This window comes from Gilliamella sp. CG22 (genome assembly GCF_046635725.1).
Taxonomy (GTDB): Bacteria; Pseudomonadota; Gammaproteobacteria; order Enterobacterales; family Orbaceae; genus Gilliamella; species Gilliamella apicola_I.
In genome coordinates this window covers 115054-139447 of record NZ_JBIDFK010000005.1, presented here as the reverse complement: position 1 = coordinate 139447, position 24394 = coordinate 115054, and the positions used below count along the sequence as shown (strand labels likewise).

Here is a 24394-nt window from a genome sequence, read left to right as displayed (position 1 = left end):
CTCCTAAACTACATCACTAATCGACGTAAGTCAGATAAGACGTTAACAATATGGCTTAAGAAGCGTGCACCGTCTGCACCATCAATCACACGATGATCAAATGACAGAGATAAAGGTAACATTAAACGTGGCGTAAACTCTTTACCATTCCATACAGGTTTCATACTTGAGCGTGACACCCCTAAAATACCGACTTCAGGTGCATTCACAATTGGGGTAAATGAAGTTGTACCAATACCACCTAAACTTGAAATTGTAAAACATCCGCCCTGCATATCCGCACCGGTTAATTTACCTTCACGAGCTTTTTTCGAGATTTCGGCAAGTTCACGAGATAACTCAACGATGCCTTTTTTATTGACATCTTTAAATACCGGTACGACTAAACCGTTTGGCGTATCAACTGCGACACCAATATTGATGTATTTTTTGATAATCAAGGTTTGCGCATCTTCCGATAATGAACTATTAAAACGTGGATAAGCAGTTAATGCACTTGCCACCGCTTTCATAATAAACACTAATGGCGTGATTTTAAGATCAAGTTTTTTCTTCTCTGCTTCGGCATTTTGTTGTTTACGGAATGCTTCTAAATCCGTAATATCGGTTTCGTCAAATTCAGTAACATGAGGAATCATGACCCAGTTACGATGTAAATTTGCTCCTGACACTTTTTGGATTTTAGTTAATGGTAAAGTTTCAGTTTCACCAAATTTGCTAAAATCAACTTTCGGCCATGGTAATAATCCCGGTAATGCTCCGCCTGCTGTACCACTCTCAACTTGTTTCACCGCATTTTTAACGTAAGCTTGAATATCTTCACGTAGGATTCGGTTTTTAGGCCCTGTTGGTGATACTTTAGCCAGATTCACGCCAAATTCACGCGCTAAACGACGAACAGAAGGTGTTGCATGTGCATATGCATCATTTTCAACAAAATCATTACTTGCCGTTGTAGAAGCCGTTGCAGCAGGAGTAGAAACATTACTCACCGGTGCAGCAACTGAAGCTGATTTTTCTGGTGCTGTCGGCGCTGGCGTTGCAGTTGCAGCGTTAGCTGGCGCACTGCTGGATGCCGTTTCAAATTCCATAATTTTGGAACCTGTCTTCACTTTATCGCCAACTTTAACTGTTATCGTTTTAACCACACCTGCGATAGAGGCAGGTATTTCCATTGAGGCTTTATCGCCTTCAACAGTAATAAGTGAATCATCTACCGATATAGTATCACCGACTTTCACTAAAATTTCGGTCACTTCGACTTCGTCACCGCCAATATCTGGCACATTAACATCGACTGTTTGACTTACGGTTGCAGCCGCTGGAGCAACATCGACTTTCGGGGCAGACTCTGCTTGAGCTGGCGCAGATTCTGCGCCATTCTCGGTATCAAATACCATAATATCGACACCAGTTTTAACTTTATCGCCGACTTTGACTGAGATAGATTTTACGATCCCTGCTTGTGGCGCAGGGATTTCCATTGAGGCTTTATCGCCTTCAACCGTTAATAATGATTGATCGACTTCTACCTTGTCTCCCACTTTTACAAGGATTTCGGTGACTTCGACTTCATCACTGCCAATGTCAGGTAATTTAATTTCAATACTCATGTTGGTTACCTCTTATGCAATACGTGGGTTTAATTTGTCAGCATTGATTTCAAACTTTTTAATCGCTTCATCAACAACGCTGGCTTTAATATCACCACGTTTAGCAAGCTCACCTAATGCTGCAACAACAACATAAGATGCATCCACTTCAAAATGATGGCGTAAGTTTTCACGGCTATCACTGCGACCAAAACCATCAGTACCAAGTACTCTGTAACTTTCAGCAGGTACAAAGGCACGGATTTGCTCAGCAAACAGTTTCATATAGTCTGTTGAAACCACGGCTGGGTTATTATTCATAATTTGTGTTACATAAGGTACTTTTGGTTTTTCACTTGGATGTAACATGTTATAACGCTCACAATCTTGACCTTCACGAGCCAATTCAGTGAACGAAGTAACACTATATACATCGGATCCAATGCCGTAATCTTTAGCCAAAATTTCTGCCGCTTCACGAACATGACGTAAAATTGCCCCTGAACCTAATAATTGAACAGTTGGACTACCTTTTTTACCTTTAACCGTATCGAGTTTATAGATACCACGACGAATACCGTCTTCAACACCTTCTGGCATTGCAGGTTGTGCATAGTTTTCATTCAATGTGGTAATGTAATAGTAAACATTTTCTTGCTCACCATACATACGGCGTAAACCATCTTGCATAATTACTGCTACTTCATAAGCGTAAGCTGGATCATATGAAATACAGTTAGGAATGGTTAAAGATTGAATATGACTGTGACCGTCTTGGTGTTGTAGACCTTCACCATTTAACGTTGTTCGTCCTGAAGTCCCACCAATCATAAATCCACGTGCTTGTTGATCCCCAGCAGCCCACATTAAGTCACCGATACGTTGGAAACCAAACATTGAGTAGTAAATATAAAATGGAATCATTGGCAAGTCGTTGGTACTGTAAGATGTTGCGGCTGCAAGCCATGAAGCGGTTGCACCACATTCATTAATACCTTCTTGTAGAATTTGTCCTTTTTCGTCTTCACGATAATAAGCCACTTGTTCTTTGTCTTGTGGCGTATATTGTTGACCGTGTGGATTATAGATACCAATTTGACGGAATAAGCCTTCCATACCAAATGTTCTTGCTTCATCAGCTAAAATTGGCACTAAACGAGGAGCAAGATCTTTATCTTTAAGCATAATGTTAAGCGCACGAACAAAAGCAATAGTGGTCGAAATCTCTTTTGATTGCTCTTCAAGTAGTGGCGCAAATTCACTTAACGGTGGAATTGACACGGTGCCTGAGAATTTAGTTAATCGTGAAGGCACATAACCATGTAATGCTTGGCGACGTTCATGAATATATTTATATTCTGGCGTATGTTCTTCAAATTTAATGTAAGGTAATTTTTCAAGTGATTCATCATTAACCGGGATGTTAAAGAAATCACGAACATGACGAACGCCGTCCATATTCATTTTTTTCACTTGGTGAGCAATATTTTTACCTTCAGCCGCTTCACCCATACCATAGCCTTTAATAGTATGTGCTAATATCACGGTAGGACGATCTTTAGTCTCTTTAGCACGACTAAATGCCGCAAACATCTTCTCTGGATCTTGACCACCACGGTTGAGTCTGAAGATTTCTTCATCGCTCATGTCTTTTACTAATTCAGCCGTTTCAGGATATTTACCAAAGAAATGCTCACGCACATAAGCACCATCTTTTGATTTGAAAGTTTGATAGTCACCGTCAAGGGTTTCGTTCATTAAACGAATCAATTTACCTGATTTATCTTTTTGTAATAATTTATCCCAACGATCACCCCAAAGCACTTTGATAACATTCCAACCTGCGCCAGCAAAAATCCCTTCAAGTTCGTTGATAATCTTACCATTACCGGTTACTGGTCCATCAAGTCTTTGCAGGTTACAGTTAACAACGAAAACTAAATTATCCAGTTTTTCACGGGTTGCCACCGTAATTGCACCTTTAGATTCTGGCTCGTCCATTTCACCATCACCTAAGAAAGCGTAAACGGTTTGTTCAGAGGTATCTTTTAGTCCACGATGATGTAAATATTTTAAGAAACGAGCTTGATAAATAGCACTTACTGGCCCTAATCCCATAGATACGGTTGGGAATTGCCAAAATTCTGGTAATAATTTAGGGTGCGGATAAGATGGTAAACCTTTACCATGAATTTCTTGACGGAAGTTATCTAATTGTTCTTCAGTCAAACGTCCTTCGATGAAAGCACGAGAATAGATACCGGGTGAAATGTGACCTTGGAAGTAGACCAAGTCACCACCATCTTTATCGTTGCGAGCACGGAAGAAGTGATTAAAACAGACTTCATAAAAAGTGGCTGCCGATTGGAATGAAGCCATATGACCGCCAAGCTCTAAATCCTTTTTAGATGCTCGTAATACCATCATGATAGCATTCCAACGAACAATTGAACGAATGCGCCTTTCAATTTCCCAGTCGCCTGGATAAGCAGGTTGTTCTTCTACTGGAATGGTATTGATATAATTACTTGTTGAAGAACCGAAAAGAAGTGGAACGCCACCATCTCTGGCTTTGTTGACTATTTGTTCGATAATGTACTGAGCACGTTCGATACCCTCTTCACGAATAATTGACTCGATACTTTTCAGCCAATCTTGCGTTTCAAATGGATCGATATCATTCATTTGCATGTCCGACATATAAAAACCTCTTTTTTGTTAAAAAAAATGCAGTTTTTGCTATCCTTAGCTATCACAAAAGCATAACTAAATATATAAGCTTCAATTCTGCATTATGGAGCTTTACTTATATCAGTCTGCCATTTTCAGAAAAAAAGTAAAGTAAACCTGAGTTTAGAAAAGAATGTTAATTCCTATCAAATTAATCAACTATTCCAATAAATACGACTTAGAGCATATATTTCATTGATATAAAAGAATTTTTAAGAAGTGAAAAATTAAAGAAATATCTATATGGTTATACCTTGTTCAAGCATAGGTTGTCAAGCTATAGTAAAATCTGATATATAAATGTAAATTTTAAAGCAATGCAACGTAGAGACTGAAAAAACGAGCATGATGAACAAAGACATTATTATCAAAGATTTGAATATACAACCTTACATGCAAACGTATCAAGCTATGCATGAGTTTACTCAAAGTCGAGATAATCAGACACCCGATCAAATCTGGCTTGTCGAACATCATGCGGTTTTCACTCAAGGTAAAGTGGGTAAACCTGAACACTTACTTAAACAAACCAATATTCCTGTCGTACAAACTGATCGAGGTGGACAAATCACCTACCATGCTCCCGGTCAGCAAATCATGTATATTTTGTTTGACTTAAAAAGAGCCAAACTCGGCATTCGTGATATGGTCAGTTATCTGGAAAACAGTATCATACAAACTTTAGCTAATTATGATATCATAGCCTATGCCAAACCTGATGCACCTGGCGTCTATATTGATACAAAAAAAATCTGTTCACTTGGTTTGCACATTCAACGTGGTTGCACATTGCATGGACTTGCTTTAAATATTGATATGGATCTCACTCCCTTTACTTATATTAATCCTTGTGGCTATGCTGGATTGCAAATGACACAATTAAAAGAATATGTCTCTTCAATCGATCGCAAAGTTATTAAACAACAATTAACGGATAACTTTATTAGCCAGTTACAAAATCAATAAGATAAAATTATGCAAAATGATGAACCAATAATCCGAAGCTCAAAATACCGTGATGCAGATAAAACACGTTTAATTCCAACTATTACGGTGGAAGATTCTGCCCCCTTAAAAAAACCTGAATGGATGAGAATTAAATTATCCGCTAACAGTGATAATATTGCCCATATAAAAAATACTATGCGTAAACATGGTTTACATTCGGTTTGTGAAGAAGCGTCTTGTCCAAATTTAGCGGAATGTTTTAATCACGGAACGGCTACTTTTATGATTTTAGGTGATATATGTACACGCCGTTGCCCATTTTGTGATGTTGCGCACGGTAGACCATTACCACCAGACCATGAAGAACCCATTAAACTTGCTAAAACGATTCAAGAGATGAGATTGCGCTATGTGGTTATTACCTCGGTTGACCGAGACGACTTAAAAGATGGTGGTGCAAGTCATTTTGCAGCATGTACAAAAGAGATTCGCGCATTAAGCCCGACTATTAAAGTCGAAACCTTAACACCAGACTTTCGAGGCTGCATAAATGAAGCAGTCGAAGTTTTAAGTCAAAACCCGCCCGATGTTTTCAATCATAATCTTGAAAATATTCCTCGTTTATACAAAAAAATACGCCCCGGTGCTAGCTATGAAGGCTCTTTAAAGTTATTAGAAGCCTTTAAAGAAAAACATCCGGATATTCCAACAAAATCGGGCTTAATGGTTGGTTTGGGTGAAACAAATGAAGAACTTATTCAAGTCTTAAAAGATTTACGTAGTCATGGTGTGACAATGTTAACCTTAGGGCAATATTTACAACCAAGTAAATATCATCTTCCTGTTGAGCGTTATGTATCACCATCAGAATTTGATGAATTAAAACAAATTGCCTTAAATATGGGATTTACTCATGCCGCATGTGGCCCCTTTGTCCGTTCATCGTATCATGCTGATTTACAGGCTATGGGTAAAGAAGTGAAATAATAAATTTAAAAAAACGGGTTATATTGTGCCGAAATGGAAGCTGATTTTAAAACAGATTCAGAATCTAAAACTTTTGCTATAAAATCGTTGCAAAATTTTTTTGAAAAAAAGAATATTACCTATGACGAAAAACGGAAGATAAAACAATTATTTCACTACTTTGTAATATCATGAAACATTTCATTAGAGTAAAATACGAAAATCCTTAGAACTAACATTAAACAGTATATAAACTAAAAAATAATTTTTTTTAATAAAAACTAAAAATAAATTCTCGATACATAAGGAATATTAACATGAACGAAGGCTTAAAGTTAGAAAACATTAACGCATTATTTGAAAAATTTGAATTACCCAATTTTAACAGCTCATCAGTAATTTATGGTTGTATCAACCCAAAATTTTGGAAATTTGCACTTTATCAGGAATTAGCTGTTTTAGATATTAAACATTTCCTTATTTATTTTGATTCCAATGAAATTATTTTAATAGGTTTAACTGTAACAGGAGATTTTACCTATAATGTTCTCCAAATACCGATGACATCAATTTCAAATATGACCTTCAAAAAAGGTTGGATTAACAGCAAATTTGAATTTACGACTACTGAAAATAAACGATATCCATTTAAAGTGCCTAATTTTGTGCTGACCGTAAAATGGCAAAAACCAAATTTAGCGAATATTATTACCACCTATATTAATCAATAATTAACCCATTTATCTTTTTCTGGTGTTATTAAAATATTGCCTAATATCTTGTCTTATTAGGCGTTTTAATTTTTAGTTTTTACATTTAATATCGGCTCCTATCATTGATGAAAAGTCCAAAGTAAACTCGTTAACTATTTTGCTTAGTATTTTTGAAAAAGTGCCGATATGTTCTAACTTGCATATTTTTATTTTCTAGTTTAATTTAGCTATCTGGATTAACTAATAATTGAAGAGTAAACATGACGATATCATTTAAAGAACAACAACAACGTATCAGTTTTGTAAAACAATTTTTTGCTGAACAATTAGCAAAAAACTTATCGCTTATTGAAGTGCAAGCCCCCATATTAAGTCAAGTAGGTGATGGGATACAAGACAATTTATCGGGAACTGAAAAAGCCGTTCAAGTTAAAGTTAAAGCTATTCCTCAATCACAATTTGAAGTTGTTCATTCGCTGGCAAAATGGAAACGAAAAATATTAAGTATGCATCATTTTCCTGTCGGCGAAGGCGTGTATACGAATATGAAAGCATTACGCCCCGACGAAGATCAACTTTCCCCTATTCACTCTGTTTATGTTGACCAATGGGATTGGGAAAAAGTAATGCGACCAGAAGATCGTAATTTAGGGTATTTAAAGCAAACTGTCGAAAAGATCTATTCCGCCATCAAAGCGACTGAAAGTGCAGTATCCGATAAATATCATCTATCACGATTTTTACCCGAATCGATCACATTTATCGATAGTGAGCAATTATTAAAACGTTATCCTAATTTATCACCTAAAGAACGTGAAAATGCCATCACAAAAGAGCTTGGCGCTGTGTTCCTGATCGGTATAGGGGGTGATTTGTCTAACAATGAAAAACACGATGTACGTGCACCCGACTATGATGATTGGAGTAGCGATAATGAAATGGGATCAAAAGGTTTAAATGGCGATATTTTAGTTTGGAATCCAATTTTAAATAGTGCGTTTGAAATTTCGTCTATGGGAATTCGAGTTAATCCAGAAGCTTTAAAACGCCAATTAAAAGCAACCAATGATGAAGATCGTTTACAATATGCGTGGCATAAAGCTTTAGTGGATGGTGATCTACTTCAAACTATAGGGGGTGGAATTGGTCAATCTCGTTTAGCGATGCTACTTTTACAACAAAAACATATTGGACAAGTACAATCAAGTGTTTGGAACGATGTAACTCATCAAAATTACACTAATTTATTATAATGTAATGATTATCTCTTCTATTTTCATGGTAGAAGAGATATTACTCACTTCTGATTAGAAAAATGACCTGCTTAAATCACCGAATAACGTAACTTTATCCCTCTTCAATTATTCACGTTGTTCATTCAATTTTATTTTCTGTACTTTGCTTTAAATCACTTTCTTTTTTTACATTCAATGCCCCTTGAATGATGTTCTGATGATAAATCTAAAAATTCCGCTGAGACATGATTTAACCGAAGATAAATAATTTTTTTCTGTCCAGCTTCACAGGATCCGACAATTTTACCTTCAACTTGATCGGCAATATCGGTGGGTGAAATTTTTAACATATAGTCAGACGTTTTTACACCATTATTTTCAATTTTTTCAGCAATATCGGCACAAATAGCGTCACAATTTGATGCCAGCGCAAATGTTGGCATACATATCATCAAAACAGAAACTACTTTTTTCATCTCTTTCCTTAATAATATTCTATGAAATTAAAATATAATAAATCAAATTGTTATAATTACTTATTAAATGATAACGATTAACTTTGCCATACATTTATCATAGCAGATTTTAAGACAAATAAACTCAAATACCCTTTTCAAATAGGTACACGAATAATCGGATAGGCGGTAACTTTTAAACATAATTATTGATGCTGTGAGTAACATCAAAATTATGCACTGTACTATTTGATAAGTATTTAACAAACCTGTTGATAACTCTTTATCTTATTAATTATTAATAATTTATCATTCAGATTAAATAATAAACGACCTCAAAAATGATATTATTTTAAAGAAAAAATCAAGTATTAAATTGTTAAAATTAGGCTAAATTAAGACGGATTAAATAGACGAAAAAAGACTTCAGATAAATGAGCAGAAGCAAATACTTCCGCTTTCATTGACAATTATAAGGCGGTAAAAAAAGCGATAAGACCAAAAATCACCCCCGGTGAATTCGCTATCGCAATAGGCCAATCCTTTTTTTCACGTAAAAGACCATAACTGACCCATAAGGAACAGTTGATTGCTGCCGCTAATGGCTGAGTAGGATTCGATTTCATACCTTGTAAATTATCAATGATTTGTGGAATGTAAGAAATGTACATACCCAGTGAAGCTATGGTTGCAATAATACCCAGATAATGGAAAGCTTTTGCTGAAAGATACAAAATGACCTCCTAATGATTAGTTAAATCGATAATGTTGATAACTGCAATACGCATCATTTTGAATGAAAACGTTTAAATGGTATAAAACTCATTCATGACTAAAGATTAATTAATAAAGAACGAAAAGATTTGAGCAACGGTATCAACGTTAAAGTTAAATTCAGTGTTATCGCTTCATGTTTATCATTTATTTATTACACGAAGCGACCAGATGACTTTACTAGTATAGGTCAACGCTGAATTTATACAACTCACATTTTAGGAAACAGTTAGGTTAATGGTGTTTGCTTTGTTTCTTTACCTAATAGGACAATAGCCATTATTGCCATTAAAATAGATAAGCTAAATAACCCAAAAATCACACTTAAACGAATATCTTTAGCCATTAAAAAACCAACCATGAGAGGGCCTAATATTCCCCCTATTCGTCCAACCGAAGCAGCAATACCAGAACCTGTAGCACGAATATTGGTAGGATACTGCTCTGGAGTATAAGCGTACATAGCACCCCAAGCACCTAAATTGAAAAATGATAAAAAAGCACCATATACGAGTAAATGATTAACAGATTTAGCCTCACCAAATAAATAGGCACTAATTAATGTACCTAATAAATAGGTGATTAGCACCCATTTACGCCCTACTCGCTCAATCAACCAAGCAACCGAAAAATACCCCGGTAACTGAGCAAATGTCATAATTAAAATATATTGAAAGCTTTTTATCATGGAAAATCCTTTTATCATCATGACACTCGGTAACCATAAAAACATGCCATAATATGAAAAAACCACACAAAACCATACTATCCATAACATGATGGTCGAACGGCGAAACTCTGAAGTGAGTAATGAATTAACTTTTTTAATTACCGAATCATTTTTAGAGTTTGCATTCAAACTATTAAAAGCCGATGAATCGGGTAAGTTAAAACGTAAGTAAAGCGCATAAAACGCAGGGATAGCGCAAATAATCATCGCTCCTCGCCAACCTATTGCCGGAATAGGAATAAGAAAATAAGCGATTAGAGCAGCTAAAATCCAACCGACAGCCCAAAAACTTTCAAGTAATACGACAATTCGACCCCGATGTTCAGGCTCGACACTTTCGCTTACTAAAGTAGAAGCAACCGGTAATTCACCACCTAATCCCATACCAATAAAAAAACGTAAAATAACTAAACTTGCTAGTCCCCAAGCAAATGCACTTAATCCGCTGGCAATACTAAACATTAATAAAGTAAATAAAAATGCCGATTTACGTCCTTTTTTATCCGCATAGATCCCAAACAGAAAAGCGCCTATCGCCATACCGATAGAATTGACACTGCCAATTAAGCTAAGTTGTTCAGGACTTAATCCCCAATCTTGTTTTAAGGCGGCAAGTATAAACGACAGTAATCCGACATCCATCGCATCAAACAGCCAGCCTGTACCGGCAATAAATAAAAGTTTTTTGGTTGATATTGAGCGTTTTGTTGAATATTGCATAACATAAAAATAATAGTAATTTTTTAAGATCAAACCAAATTTTGATTGAAATGTCCATAGCTTAAACGTATCCACCCTAATTTATCACCATAATCACTTCCTTGTGATACGATAATATTTTGAGCAAGCAATTGATTTAAAATAGCGATTTCTTGTTGTGATGATTTAACAGGTAATTGGGCATATAAATGAAAACCACCTAAAGGTTTTTGATAATTTATTGTGTCATCAAAATAATTATTGAGCCATACCATTAATTGATTCGCTTTAAAATTGAGCTGTTCACTCAAAAAGTGTTGATGAGTGAAATAATGATTTTTTAGATATTCTTCTGCCAATAATTGCGGCAAAATACTCAACCCAGAATCGATATGTTGACGAATATTCGCTAGATTTTCAATAATATTACGAGGTGCTATCATCCACCCCACCCGTATATTTCGACCAATGTATTTAGAAAGCGATCCTAAATAGATAACTTGATTATGATGGTCAAACTTTTTAATGGGTGAAATGGATAATTGAGAATTAAATGCTAAACCACTATAAGCATCATCTTCAACGATACCAATACATTGCGAACGACAAAATGCTAATATTGCTTTTTTGCGTTTATCACTCATCACAAAACCTAATGGATTTTGAAAGATAGGATTGAGAAACAGCCATTTTATGGGTTGCTGACTAACGACTTTACTTAAACTGTCTAAGGTAATACCCTCATTATCGCACTCAATCCCATATAAGCGTAACCCTGCTGCTTGGAAAAGTGGCAAAGAGTAAAAATAAGAAGGCGATTCGATAGCAATTGCATCGCCTGATTTAAGTAATCCCTGGGTAATTAAAAATAGTGATTGCTGTGTGCCTGATGTAATAAGTATTTGAGATGTCTCTACCGACATAGCAAAACGTTGTTGCATGTAATTGGCTATTTGCGTTTTTAGTGCTGGCAAACCTAACTGTAATTGGTCACTATTTTTTTCATGCATGATAAGCTCATCTGAGCTGATATTGGGTAATAACAATTTGGGCATCCAAATTGTGGGTAAGTCCCCATTAGCAAGATCGATGATGTTAGATTGCTGACGTCGTATGAGTTCGACTTTTTGTTGATAACGAGATTGTTTATTTTGATAAAAACGTGCTGGTAACCGCCAATTTATTGAAGTATACGCCTGAACACCCCATTTTTTATCATTAACAAATGTTCCACTTCCTTGCCTGCGGATTAAAAGTCCTCGTTCAGAGAGATTATCCAAAGCACGAACCACCGTTGTTCGATTGATGTTTAAAATGTTAGCAAGTTCACGTTCTGATGGTAATCGTTCGCCAGCAATCAATATGCCTTGCTCAATATAATATTCAATTAGTTGACTTACTTTATTAAAAAGTGCGCCTTGATAGGCATTTAATTTCTGATGATTCCACATGTTATCGATTACTCAACATTTTAAACCTTGCCAGACAACGCATAAAAAATTGGATGACCTAATTATAGTCCAATTGGCTGTATCTTACCTATCGTTAATTTTAAATAATACATAACTAAGCATTAATTAATTTAAAACAGGAGACGTGATGAATAAAATTATCGGAACACAGACCGTAAAACGGGGTATGGCACAAATGCAAAAAGGTGGCGTGATAATGGATGTGGTGAATGCAGAACAAGCCAAAATCGCTGAACAAGCTGGCGCTGTCGCCGTTATGGCACTAGAACGGGTTCCATCAGATATTCGTGCTGCTGGTGGTGTTGCCCGAATGGCAGATCCAACTATTGTTGAAGCAGTGATGAATGCGGTTACAATTCCTGTCATGGCAAAAGCGCGTATTGGTCATATTGTTGAAGCCCGTATTTTAGAATCAATGGGCGTTGATTATATTGATGAAAGCGAAGTATTAACACCTGCCGATGAACAGTACCATTTACTCAAAGATGAATTTACCGTACCTTTTGTTTGTGGTTGTCGTGATTTAGGCGAAGCACTACGTCGTATAGGTGAAGGGGCATCCATGCTACGCATAAAAGGGGAACCGGGAACAGGTAATATCGTTGAAGCAGTACGCCATATGCGCAGAGTAAACGAACAAATTCGATTGGTAAACAGTAAATCTAAAGATGAACTAATGACATTGGCAAAAGAAATCGGTGCGCCTTATGAACTCGTCATACAAATCAAACAGTTGGGTAAATTACCTGTTGTTAACTTTGCTGCCGGAGGCATTGCAACCCCAGCCGATGCAGCCTTGATGATGCAACTTGGCGCAGACGGCGTTTTTGTTGGCTCGGGTATTTTTAAATCGCAACATCCTGAAAAATTTGCCAAAGCGATTGTGCAGGCAACGACGTATTATGACGATTATCCACGCTTAGCAGAACTATCTAAAGGATTAGGTGAGGCAATGAAAGGCATTGAGATCAGTAAATTGTCTGAATCCGAAAGAATGCAAGAACGAGGATGGTAACGATGCAATCACTCAAACCCTTACGGTTAAAAAAAATTGGCGTGCTTAACTTACAAGGCGCAGTTAGTGAACATATAACCATGTTGCTGAGTATCGAAAATGTGATTGCGGTGACAGTAAAAAAACCAGAACATTTAGCGGGATTGGATGGTCTAATTATTCCAGGCGGTGAATCTACCACAATTAGCCGACTAATTAAGCAAAATGGATTATTTGACCCCATCAAAGAATTTGCCCGTCAAGGCAAAAGTATTTTAGGCACCTGTGCCGGCTTAGTTCTTTGTGGTATGACAACCACTCATCATGAAGTTGAACTGCTTGAATTAATGGATATTACCGTTGAACGCAACGGGTTTGGTCGGCAAGTAGCAAGTTTTGAAACCTTTTTAGATATAGCGTCAATTGGCAAGCACATTCCAGCCATCTTTATCCGTGCTCCTTATATCATCCATGCAGGTAACCCAGTAAAACAACTGGCATTTATTGATGATCACTGTGTAATGGCAGAACAAGATAATATTTTAGTCTGCTCATTTCATCCCGAGCTATCTAACGATAATCGGGTGATGAAATATTTTGTTGATAAATGTTGATGGGAAGTATTTTCAAAAGACAAGGTATAGATATTTAATCTGTGTTATTAAATATCTATACCCATATGTATGGGGAACACAATTGTAAAAAATACCAATTACTATTAGTACGTATTAATGTTAATAATGTTGATATTGCAAACTCATACCGTTTGTTTAGCAATCAGTAATCAAAATAATTCCTATATTTAGGTTTTTTTGAAAACATTTGCAGTATCGAAACAATAAAATTGACTTTAGGTCGTTTCTCTAGGCTATATAATTTTTTTCGGTAATTTTCTCGATTAGCAACAACCAATTTGCGCTCCGCTTCAAGTGAGGAATCGTTCTTATCGCGATCGTTGGTTTCAATGAGATGTGGTAAGGTAAAGTATGTTTTTATATTTCCGCACGTTCTGAAAATTTCAAACATATCTGCCTCGTATCTGATAGGCATTAGAAACTCAACCATCTTTTTTGCTGTTTTTAATGTAATTATATAGCCTGTAGCGCGAATAGCCTTAGCTATTGGGAAAACATTAAAATCGCCAAGTCTCATTTTTTTATTTTTTGCGTATTCGACGTCACCAGTTAGCAAAAAAATTCCGTTTTTTGGTTTTTTTTCGAATGCACTCATAAAATCTACTGTTCTACTATCGAAGATTGCGTCATCCTCAATAATTAGTGCATAAGGTAACCTCCGATTTATAATTTCTTTATACACACCTATATGACTGAGGGCACATCCAATTTCACCTTTCGTTAAAAAACAATTTTTATAATCATAAACATTGTCATTAATAAAATTTTCATCTAATTCACGCCCGTCAATCGCTGTAATAATTTCAAAATCCATTTTCAATTTTTTACATAAATTAGAAATTCTATCCCGTCTATTTACTGCACTGCTCAAATTTATTACAAACACTTTCACTAATTAAATATTCTCAATTATTATTTACAAATAATACGACCACTAAATATACACTGGATATTATTAATTGACAATAATTTACTAAAAAACAATTAGATTACATAGCTATAAAATTATTACAATAACCAATGTTTGTTATAGGATTTGACAAAATCGTCGTCTATTTACATCCATCCAAATATTTAAAAATAGTGTTTTCATGCTCCAATAGTCGATTCCTTTCTCGATTTTACTAATAGTTGACGTGAGTAAATCAGTTTAAATAACTCATGCTCGTTCGTGCCACAATTAGTAATTATTTAAATGTTCATGTTTTTTTTTGACAAATATATGTAATAGTAAGTAGTATTAGAATGCAATTAAAGCAAAATAGTCCTACATATTATTGCGCTCGATAACCCTGAGCACAAATAATCTAACTTAAATCAATTTACCGAACGGCATTCAAAGTAGCCCTATCAATTATAATTTTTCCATTAGGTCGATTGTTTTACCGCGTAACATCGTTGATAAATTTAGAATTTCGACGTTAACATTGTCATGATTTTTTATTCTAAACAGTTTTTTCGTATCAGTTAGGTATGAACATGGTAGCCTAGGCATTCCAATTTTTTTTATGCATGGGTTTTTCATGGCTCTTTTTATGCTTCCGTTAAACTCTTTTTTAACTCCATATTTTCATCAAATAATCTTGATCGTCTGGTTTAGACTGATATCGATATGAATTAATTTGTTTGCTATTTTTAGTCATTAATAATAAATGATCTTGACTAAATATAAGTTTTTGCAGTTCTAAAAAAGGCGTTTTCGCACAAGAAAAAAACGGGGTATGGGTTCTAAGATGTTTTAACACTTCGCTACCAGTTCGTTTCTGCTTTAAAACATAGACTTTATAGATATGCGAATGTTATTGATTTGTTAAAGTTTGCGGTGCGGTCACTGTATATACAAACTTTTAATTATTACAACTAGTTAGACAAATTAAATGTTTATATTACTTAACCGTAACGCCATTTTTAAACGGTAATTTTCAACTACGGATATTTCTTGAATGCTTAAAAAGCTTCGAAAAAGTTTAAACTAAATTCCATAATGTTATGGTTAAATAATTTAAACGCGAATCAACAATAACTAATGTCAATTATGTTCATTTTAATTGTTAAAACGTCTCGAAGCTGTATACCATTGCCTAAATGAAGAACATTTTAAGTCATTCATCACTCATTACTTTTAACTGAGCTGAGGATAAGCTACAACAGAAGCAGTTAATTCAGGTTGACCAATTAAGATAAACTGCTTATTTTTACTATCTAACGCTTGTTCAATAGCCAATCCCGTTGCCAACCATAAAGCACAATTACCTGATTTACCAATTGAATTATCGACACTAAAAAAATTATTTGGTTTAAAATCAATAATATTTAAATGATTTAATACCGCTTTGTTTTGATCTTCACTGATAAAACTTGTCCAAATTCCGTCATAATCTTTATCTTTACCATCACCCCAAAGTAATGCCTTGTCGATTGTTTCTTCTAATGTTTGAGTTTGTTCACTACGATAGACTTTAATAGCTGATTCTCTAAAATCAGAAAGACAAAGATCATTAATCGCTTCTTCACCAGCAAACAACATGAACGATAAAAATTCGCCTTCATTTTCAGAAGGTATTTGAAAAAGATGACCAGCAATGACAATTAATAAATCAGAATCATGATCACGATGATCCAACCATGACTCAGTGAATAAAGTACTATTTTTAGGGTTTTTTATTTCAAAACTAGTAGGTTTAATTAATTTTCCTAAGGTTTGTGTCCAAATATCTTCAAGATTATCAATACTTGGTTCTGAATCAATGAACAATCGTACATGAATATTTAATTTTGGAGAAAGACGATTAAATATTGTTTGGTATTCAAGTTTCCACTCATCAAATTTTGCTTTTAATCGTTGTTCAATATAGTTACCTAACAAACTTTCAGGTATAGCTAATGAACTATATGCAATAGACTTTCTACCACTAACAACAGGCATCGAACTTAATAACACTTTATTGTTAGCCACGCCGACACCACTACCCTGTTTGCCATGATGCGTTTCAAGAGAATGACTTAACACGTATAAACCTCGTCTTGCAAATTCAATTAACTCTTGTCGTTCGATTTCACAATCAATATTCCAATTTTCAATATATATATCATTACAAAAACGAATATAAAGATTATAAAAAAAACAAAACATCCATATTGAGACTGGAAAAATAATCGAAAAACAAATAAACCAAAAATTAGAAAGACTATAAAAAACACTGTAAATTAGAGTACCCAATACACCTAAAGCGACAGACAAGATAAGAAAACCAAGCCAAAGCCAAAAGTTACCTTTTTTCTGTTTAGGCAGTGAGTCAGGGATAGCATTTAGATTAACGGGCATTAGCTTTTTCCTACTTTAGATATCGATGAAATTAACGAACAACCACAAGCACTTTTATGCCCATCTAAAGCAATTTTTTTACCCTGATCTGTCATTGTTGGTTCACCTTCTATAATTGAATTGACACCATGCTTATGAATGGGGCAACTAACTAAATCACCGACTCGAGCAACAGGTTTACCCATTACTTTCATTGTGGTTGACGCGGTAATAACTTTACCGCCATGATTAGTATCATCACCTAAACGAATAACGCCTCGTAAATTAGTCATTTTTAATTCCTTTTTTATTTACCTTTGTTAACTTTTTTATTTGTTTATACTGCAACTAATTATAGCTAATTAACATTCAAATTAAAGTTATTATCTTTAATTAATATTCCATTAGTTTTTATACAATTATTGGGTTCATATTTGTCTTAGATTTCTGTTTGAATGCCTTTTATAGCATTAGTATTGGCTCATCGGTATAAGGGAATTTTAGTACACCTATGTAATAACAAAAATCACCTTTTACTTTCGTATTGGCGCGTGCTTTGTCATAACCGTCTTGAATAATGCGTTTAAATTCTTCTTTATTATAACAACCGATTAGACTACTACCAGCGATCAATAGGGCTAGTAGTTGGGTGAGTTTACTCATCTTTTTTAAAACCTTTGAATTTATGGTTTAGAATTTATGGTTTAAATTGAAAATAGGAAAGATTATCTTGATACAATTTATCATCCTTACCCACATAAAATTTTATGGTATGCGAATAACTTTCATTTGGTAACATTACATCTGATTGTGGATATATCGAATTCAGTTTTTCTTTATTGTTTATTACCCAATCTGGCACTTCGATAACATGATAATCAAAATCTACTTCAAGATTGACTTTGTTATAGCTATAACCTTGTGCTCGGGTATACTCATTTTTGGTGACATCTGTCACTCGTTCAACCACGATCGGTCCGTAACAAAATTGATTATAGTAACGTGTTCTTTTAAATCTATTATCAATATCTTGATGCCAATATTCTCGACCCAAGTCGGTCAAATCATAATGATATAGTCCTGATTGCCCTGCCACGGGTTGTCGACTTAATAAGCCAATTTCGGCAAATAAAGGTAAACTTTTAGCAAGATCTTCCTTATTCCAAATCATACCTCTGGTATCGTCTTCCTTCACTGGCTCATCGGTATAAGGGAATCGAAGATCTCCTAAATAATAACAAAAATCGCCTTTTACTTTCGTATTGGCACGTACTTTGTCATACCCGTTTTGAATAATGTGTTTAAATTCTTCTTTGTTATAACAACCAACTAAACTATTGCAAGCAATCAATAGCAATAATAGTTGGGTCAATTTACTGTTTTTTGGTTTCATAAATCATTCTTTATTAGACTGTGCTTCGCCTATTGGTTTAATACGCTTGTAACCTAAAGTATTTTGATATAATTTTCCCTCTTTACCAACATTAAACGTAATAATATCTTTATAAGTTTTTCCGGGTAATTTTGCCTTAGTTTGAATATACACAGCATTAAGTTTATCTTGATTGTTTATTACCCAATTTGGCACATCGATAACATGATATTCATAATAGACATCAAGGTTGACTTTGTTGTAGCTATAACCTTGTGCTCGGGTGTACTCATTTTTTGTGACATCTGTTACCCGATCAACCACGATCGGCCCATAACAAAACTGAGTATGATGAAGAGGTCCTGAAACACCTTTTTCAACATATTGATATAAATATTCTCGACCTAAGTCAGTTAAGTCATAATGATACAGTCCTGATTGACCTTCCACGGGTTGTCGACTTAATAAGCCTATTTCGGCAAATAGGGGTAATGACCTTGATAATCTACCTTTATTCCAAATATTCCATCTTATATCCGTTTCTAGAACTGGCTCATCAGTATAAGGGAATCTTAATACACCTAAGTAATAGCAAAAATCGCCTTTTACTTTCGTTTTGGCTCTCCCATTCTCATAACCGTCTTGAATAATGCGTTTAAATTCTTCTTTGTTATAACAACCAACTAAACTACTGCCAGCAATCAATAAGGCTAATAGTTTGGTGAATTTACTATTTTTTTGCTTCATAAATTATTTACTATTGTCCATTGTTTCACTTGTGGGTTTAATTTGAAAATAGGACAGGCTATTTTGATATAATTTATCATCTTTACCTACATAAAATTTTATAGTTTGCAAATAATTTCTATCAGGCAATCTTACTTTTACTTGGGGATATACCGCATTCAATTTTTCTTGGTTGTTGATTGCCCAGTCTGGGATGTCTAAAACATGATATTGAAACTGAACCAATAAATTAACTTCATTATAGCTATAACCTTGCGCTCGGGTGTATTCCTTTTTGGTGACATCTGTCACTCTTTCAACAACTATTGGTCCATAACAAAATTCATTATGGTAGAGAGGTTCATCATCTCTATTATCAATGTATTGATGCCAATATTCCCGCCCCAAGTCGGTTAAGTCATAATGATACAGTCCTGATTGCCCTTCCACAGATTGTCGACTTAATAAACCAATTTCGGCAAATAGGGGTAATGATCTTGATAATTTACGTTTGTTCCAAATATCCCATCTTATATCCGTTTCTAATACTGGCTCATCCGTATAAGGGAATCTTAGTACGCCTAAGTAATAGCAAAAATCACCTTTTACTTTCGTATTGGCACGTGCTTTGTCATAACCGTCTTGAATAATGTGTTTAAATTCTTCTTTGTTATAACAACCAACTAAACAACTACCAACAATCAATAGGGCTGATAGCTTTTTGAATTTACTGTTTTTTAATTTCATAAATCATTACCTTTTGTATGTATCCGAAATGACAATAGGATTGGCTTCGACTGTATTGCCTTGGTTATCTTTGGTGGTTCTACCCGTTGGCCAATAGTAGAGTTGTAAATTAATTTCGTTATTTGCCGAAAAATAGCATTCACCTGTTTTATAGTAGATTTCAAAGTAACCCAATTTTTTTCCATCAGCATCTATTGCATCATTGTAAGATTCCACCTTTCCAACTTTATTTTTCTCTAATTCATAATCTTCTGTTACTGGCGCTAAAGGCGCTTTGCGTTTAATCAGTAAGTCTTCAACGGAATCTTGCGTAAAGGTAAGAATCGGATACTCTTCACCATTACTAATATTTAACGTCACCAATTCTTGCGTATGTTTATCTAAAAATCGAATTTTACCTTCATAATCACTTTTTTTAGCTTTAAAATTGGGTAACCCCACCGAAAGATATATTTCCTTACAAAAAGGTGTATTATTTACGTAACCGCCTATTGGGTAGGAACCGACGTCAACTTTTGGCATTTGATTTTGTAATTCGAGAATTTCTTGTACTTTTCTCATTTCGTCCATATAGTATATTTTGTTATTGTCGAACTGAAGCACCGCATAGAGCCCTGTTCTTGCCACCATAAAGTCATTAATCGCTAATGCCATGCTGTCAAAGTTGGCTAAATAAGGTACGCCTTTGTCACTTGGTTGTTGTAATCCAAATAGGCAGTAATTAAACCAGATTTGCATTTTATCCCAGTCATCGGTTTCATCTTTATAGATCATTGTTATAATTGCAGCAGCGACACCCGCAACTAGTCCTAGAATAAATATGGCTGCGCCAATCGGGCCAGAAAATAACCCCAATATTCCAACTGTTTGCATTAGACATACAAAACCCGAAAACATTTGCAAGCCACCTGCAATCATATAGGCTGTGCCTACTTTGCCCCCTTTGGCATACCCTTTTAAAAATAACATGCTCCCTTCGAGTATAGTGATAAAACTGGTTATGGAGCCTAATACCGCTGTTACCCCTACCGAACCTTTAAGAACACTATTGCTAATCAATCTCATACTTTTATTAAATCTTAATGTTCTTCGCCAGACTCTTGGTAGTGTTTTATTCAAAAATAATAACACTTCATTAACTGTTGATGCGTGGTTTGCAGCTACTTTACATAAGCCAAATTGCACATCGCGTTTTATTTCAAAGCGAACGGTTTCACTTAATGTGGGATCATCTAATTTTTTCAAATTTTCCAAATATTGCATATGGGCAACTATGGATTGTACGCCAGCGACTGCCATTTTACTGATACCAACTACCATATCGGCTGTTTTTGGTAAGCGAGTACTTATGCGGGTTTCTTTAATATCTTTCAATATACTCGTACAAAAATCAATTTTGATTTGGTTGACAATATTTAAGCTTCGGCTTTGGGCAAATCCAAACGTTAATGCGGCATCTAACCAATTTCGACTCAATGCAAATGTTAACGTCGCTTTAATCGCTCGAAACAGCTCTTTACCATTTTGTAATATCTTATCATTTGCGCCAATTTCGATTATTTTTGTTCCGAATGCCAGATAATCGGCATAAGTAGACTGCAAATCCCAATCGATGGTACTGTCTTGATCATCCGTTAGGGTGTAATTTTTATAAGACAGTTCTTGATCGCTACTTTCAAATGGTTCCCAGTAATTTAAAACTTCAGATAATTTTGCAATCGGGATATTTTGCAGCTTAATATACAGCATTAAGTAACCATGAATAACCAGATTACTTTGAATAATTAATGGTATAACTTTTAATAGCAAGGCGTCCGCTTGTTTTGTATCTTGTTGTTCGTTGGTTTGAGATTGGATTGATGGGCGGTTTGCCAATCCTGCTGAAACACGCGCAAATAGCATGAAATAGAGATTTAGCATAAGTTCACCTTTTTCGGCAAAAAAGTTATTCGCTAACTTGCCTTGTCCTAAATCTTGTTCCAGTTCTTGTAAAAGGACTTTCGTTTGCTCTACGCGCTTTTGCTTCGCTGCTTGTTCGTTGTCATACTGCTGTTGCAAATAAGCTTTAATTTGATCTTCGGTTTTATTCGTTAATTGTGGTGTAAAACTCGAATGTAATGCGAGTTCGTCTTGCATAATATCCAGACGTTTATTGAAAACTAACTCCCAAAAACTGCCTTGTTGACCGTCAATCAGGTGATAAAACAGACTGTTTTCATTGTTTAGCAGAGTATCCCATACCGCTGATTGCTCTTCCATTTTTACATTACCCAGACAAGTAAAATCAATCAGTTTTAGAAAATCGGTTAGGTAGCCAACATGATTATTGGAACAGTTAGTATCACACTCGATTAACCAAAATTCACAATCATTATACTGCTCAATTGCTGAAGGAGCATATTGTGAACATCCGTTGAAACCAAATAACCAGGTTAAGTAATAAAAGTAATCTTGTGAAAGCTTAGTAATTGATTCGACAAACTTGTTATAGTCCGCTTGTTCTATTGCTATAAAAATTTGCTCATCAAGAGTACTTATTAAACTGTTGTATTTTTCTAATTGTTTATCTATGTTTTCATTGGCGGCTTTTGCAGCAGTGTTATTATTTCTAAACTTACGTACGTCTTCGTAAGTGTATATTGTTATAAATCGATTATTTAATTCATGCAAATGTTTCTTCTTTTCATCTGGACTCATTGGCATTTCTTGATAACCCTTTTTCAAAAAGTCAGGCGTATTTGGAAATTTTCTATATAGTCTTGATTGCCCTGAGTAAGAATAATAAAAGTAATCATAATGAATATCATCCTTCGCTTTTGCTGTTTCAGACGAGATAATTTGGTTGCGGTATTCATTTATTAACGCTAATGTTTTGCGTTTATGCAATCTTTCTTCTTTAAAATATTGCTTACTGATAACATCTGAACTCAACGAGTTGTAAGTGTCATAATATTGTTTTTCGTTAATGTCATCAAAAATACTTTTATCACGTGCAGGCTCTTTATTGTTTAATATTGCATTGTATTTTTCATCTAACCGTTTGTTTGCTTCAATGATTTTTTTGTAATTTTCATCGATTTTCTTGGCATAGATTTCTTCCGATTGAATAATTAACTGCGTGATGGGTTCGATTTTTAGCTGTCTTTGTAAACTTAGCTCTTCTGCGATACCAAAGGGATCTTCAATCACAACAACTGGCACAACAAAACGCTTATCTTTTTCAAATGTATTAATTTGCTCTTTTAACACATCATGTGAATTCAAATATTCTTTATTATTTGCTTTATGGCGATCTCGTAACGAGTTGAATTTGTGTGCTGTAATAAAGGTATCTTTATCTTCAATCAGTTCTTTATCATCGCTATCATGTTCACTTTCATCATCATTACCTTGATTATGTATGATGTTTGTCGGTTTTGCGGCTAATTCTAATAATGAATTATCTGATAATAATTGGTTGAATGCAAAACTTCGTCCATCTTTGTCAGCCAATTTGGTGGGATCTTTATAAGTTTCTTGATTTAATTTGATTTTGGTAAACCGTTTTAACGCCGTATTTAAATCGATAGTTTTAGTATTGCGTTTTGCCGATTCGGTATTACTATTTTGCCCATTTTGCGATGAATCATTTTTTTGATCTTGTTTGGATGGTAAATCAATGGTGATCGAGGATTCATTCATTAATTTTAGGTACTTTTCTACCGCACTGTTTTCACCTTGAGACCATGCTCGACGGGTATAAGCAATGTAGGCTTCGCCTTCGTATACCGTGATGTCAATATTGATAAAGGATCCAGGTATATGGTGATTATTACCGTCTTTGGTACACGCTGCGGGGATCTCTTTAACGTTTCGCTCTTTTAAGTCAGTAATGGTTTTATGACGAAATACCCCTGATGGTGTCACTTCGTATCCTAAAAATTCCCATCCTTTGGTTTTATGTTTCACTAAGATATAAACGTAACCCACTCGTAATGTTCGATAAACGTATTTGTGAGTAAGCAAGTCAACTTGTGGCTCACGCTTTGTATCGGTAAATTTAATAGCTTCTCCCATTTGTTGGGCTAAGCTAAAGCTCGTACTAATCGGGGCTTTTCGAACTAGAAAAATGGGAAATCCTTTACGTTCACAAACGCCACAACCGCCATTTGCTAAAGCTGAACGGGAGTCTTTACCATCTTTGTTTGCTTCGGCATAAATAATGCGATCTTCGAGTTCAGCGGCTTGTTCTTCTTTTCGTTTTTTTTGTTGTTCTTCTTCTGTGGTTTTGTTTGTTTCTTGCTTTTCCATTTTTCTATTCCT

The 24394-nt window shown here is 35.0% G+C and carries 20 protein-coding genes; 6 read left to right on the top strand and 14 right to left on the bottom strand.

From position 1 onward, the window contains the following. Window positions 1-8: 8 nt before the first annotated feature. Both aceF and aceE read right to left on the bottom strand, forming a co-directional pair. The gene (aceF, locus tag ACGH46_RS06430; RefSeq protein WP_411590202.1) at window positions 9-1613 is read right to left on the bottom strand and encodes a pyruvate dehydrogenase complex dihydrolipoyllysine-residue acetyltransferase; all 1605 of its coding nucleotides are present in this window, start codon (window positions 1611-1613) and stop codon (window positions 9-11) included. Window positions 1614-1625: 12 nt separating this feature from the next. Then, complete coding sequence (gene aceE / locus ACGH46_RS06425) at window positions 1626-4292, bottom strand: pyruvate dehydrogenase (acetyl-transferring), homodimeric type (protein WP_411604838.1); 2667 nt, start codon at window positions 4290-4292, stop codon at window positions 1626-1628. 375 nt (window positions 4293-4667) lie between these two features. On the opposite strand from aceE, the gene lipB reads away from it, so the two are divergent. The 4 genes from lipB (at window position 4668) to asnA (ending at window position 8202) form a co-directional block, all read left to right on the top strand. Beyond that, window positions 4668-5288: a lipoyl(octanoyl) transferase LipB gene (gene lipB / locus ACGH46_RS06420; protein WP_411604836.1), complete on the top strand. Its 621-nt coding sequence runs from the start codon at window positions 4668-4670 to the stop codon at window positions 5286-5288. Window positions 5289-5297: 9 nt separating this feature from the next. Beyond that, a complete protein-coding gene (gene lipA / locus ACGH46_RS06415) occupies window positions 5298-6257 on the top strand; it encodes a lipoyl synthase (RefSeq protein ID WP_267352536.1) in 960 nt (319 codons plus the stop codon). 296 nt (window positions 6258-6553) lie between these two features. Next, on the top strand, window positions 6554-6967 hold the full coding sequence (locus ACGH46_RS06410; protein WP_411604833.1) for a hypothetical protein: 414 nt from the start codon (window positions 6554-6556) through the stop codon (window positions 6965-6967). A gap of 242 nt (window positions 6968-7209) precedes the next feature. Further along, complete coding sequence (gene asnA / locus ACGH46_RS06405) at window positions 7210-8202, top strand: aspartate--ammonia ligase (protein WP_411604830.1); 993 nt, start codon at window positions 7210-7212, stop codon at window positions 8200-8202. Between the two features lie 155 nt (window positions 8203-8357). Here the strand turns inward: asnA and ACGH46_RS06400 are convergent, their stop codons facing one another. From ACGH46_RS06400 to ACGH46_RS06385, 4 genes are all read right to left on the bottom strand, one after another. Further along, window positions 8358-8660 (bottom strand): DUF1161 domain-containing protein, encoded by a 303-nt coding sequence (locus ACGH46_RS06400; protein ID WP_411604828.1) that lies wholly within the window; start codon window positions 8658-8660, stop codon window positions 8358-8360. Window positions 8661-9109: 449 nt separating this feature from the next. Next, complete coding sequence (locus ACGH46_RS06395) at window positions 9110-9373, bottom strand: SemiSWEET family transporter (RefSeq protein ID WP_081299178.1); 264 nt, start codon at window positions 9371-9373, stop codon at window positions 9110-9112. Between the two features lie 269 nt (window positions 9374-9642). Continuing rightward, window positions 9643-10863 carry an MFS transporter gene (locus tag ACGH46_RS06390; protein WP_267352587.1) on the bottom strand — a complete coding sequence of 407 codons (1221 nt, stop codon included), beginning with the start codon at window positions 10861-10863 and terminating at the stop codon, window positions 9643-9645. A 29-nt stretch (window positions 10864-10892) separates the two neighbouring features. Further along, complete coding sequence (locus ACGH46_RS06385) at window positions 10893-12293, bottom strand: PLP-dependent aminotransferase family protein (RefSeq protein WP_411598728.1); 1401 nt, start codon at window positions 12291-12293, stop codon at window positions 10893-10895. Window positions 12294-12441: 148 nt separating this feature from the next. Here ACGH46_RS06385 and pdxS point away from each other — a divergent pair, with 148 nt between their 5' ends. Continuing rightward, window positions 12442-13329 carry a pyridoxal 5'-phosphate synthase subunit PdxS gene (pdxS, locus tag ACGH46_RS06380; RefSeq protein ID WP_411604825.1) on the top strand — a complete coding sequence of 296 codons (888 nt, stop codon included), beginning with the start codon at window positions 12442-12444 and terminating at the stop codon, window positions 13327-13329. A 2-nt stretch (window positions 13330-13331) separates the two neighbouring features. Continuing rightward, window positions 13332-13922, top strand: a complete 591-nt coding sequence (pdxT, locus tag ACGH46_RS06375) for a pyridoxal 5'-phosphate synthase glutaminase subunit PdxT (RefSeq protein ID WP_411604822.1) — start codon at window positions 13332-13334, stop codon at window positions 13920-13922. Between the two features lie 163 nt (window positions 13923-14085). Here pdxT and ACGH46_RS06370 read toward each other — a convergent pair whose 3' ends face one another. The 8 genes from ACGH46_RS06370 to ACGH46_RS06335 all read right to left on the bottom strand — a co-directional run bounded on the left by ACGH46_RS06370 (window position 14086) and on the right by ACGH46_RS06335 (window position 24382). Next, a complete protein-coding gene (locus tag ACGH46_RS06370) occupies window positions 14086-14835 on the bottom strand; it encodes a glycosyltransferase family 25 protein (RefSeq protein WP_411596825.1) in 750 nt (249 codons plus the stop codon). 1230 nt (window positions 14836-16065) lie between these two features. Further along, entirely contained in the window at window positions 16066-17268 is a 1203-nt protein-coding gene (locus ACGH46_RS06365) for a hypothetical protein (RefSeq protein ID WP_411604820.1), read from the bottom strand. Next, window positions 17268-17540, bottom strand: a complete 273-nt coding sequence (locus tag ACGH46_RS06360) for a PAAR domain-containing protein (protein WP_267352526.1) — start codon at window positions 17538-17540, stop codon at window positions 17268-17270. The genes ACGH46_RS06365 and ACGH46_RS06360 overlap by 1 nt, the downstream gene beginning before the upstream one ends. Window positions 17541-17709: 169 nt before the next feature. Next, a complete protein-coding gene (locus tag ACGH46_RS06355) occupies window positions 17710-17910 on the bottom strand; it encodes a hypothetical protein (protein WP_411604817.1) in 201 nt (66 codons plus the stop codon). A gap of 34 nt (window positions 17911-17944) precedes the next feature. Then, on the bottom strand, window positions 17945-18640 hold the full coding sequence (locus ACGH46_RS06350) for a hypothetical protein (protein ID WP_411604815.1): 696 nt from the start codon (window positions 18638-18640) through the stop codon (window positions 17945-17947). A gap of 3 nt (window positions 18641-18643) precedes the next feature. Further along, window positions 18644-19366, bottom strand: a complete 723-nt coding sequence (locus ACGH46_RS06345; RefSeq protein WP_411604812.1) for a hypothetical protein — start codon at window positions 19364-19366, stop codon at window positions 18644-18646. Window positions 19367-19369: 3 nt separating this feature from the next. Next, window positions 19370-20092 carry a hypothetical protein gene (locus ACGH46_RS06340; RefSeq protein ID WP_411604809.1) on the bottom strand — a complete coding sequence of 241 codons (723 nt, stop codon included), beginning with the start codon at window positions 20090-20092 and terminating at the stop codon, window positions 19370-19372. A gap of 6 nt (window positions 20093-20098) precedes the next feature. Next, window positions 20099-24382 carry a toxin VasX gene (locus ACGH46_RS06335; RefSeq protein WP_411604807.1) on the bottom strand — a complete coding sequence of 1428 codons (4284 nt, stop codon included), beginning with the start codon at window positions 24380-24382 and terminating at the stop codon, window positions 20099-20101. Between the last annotated feature and the right edge of the window lie 12 nt (window positions 24383-24394).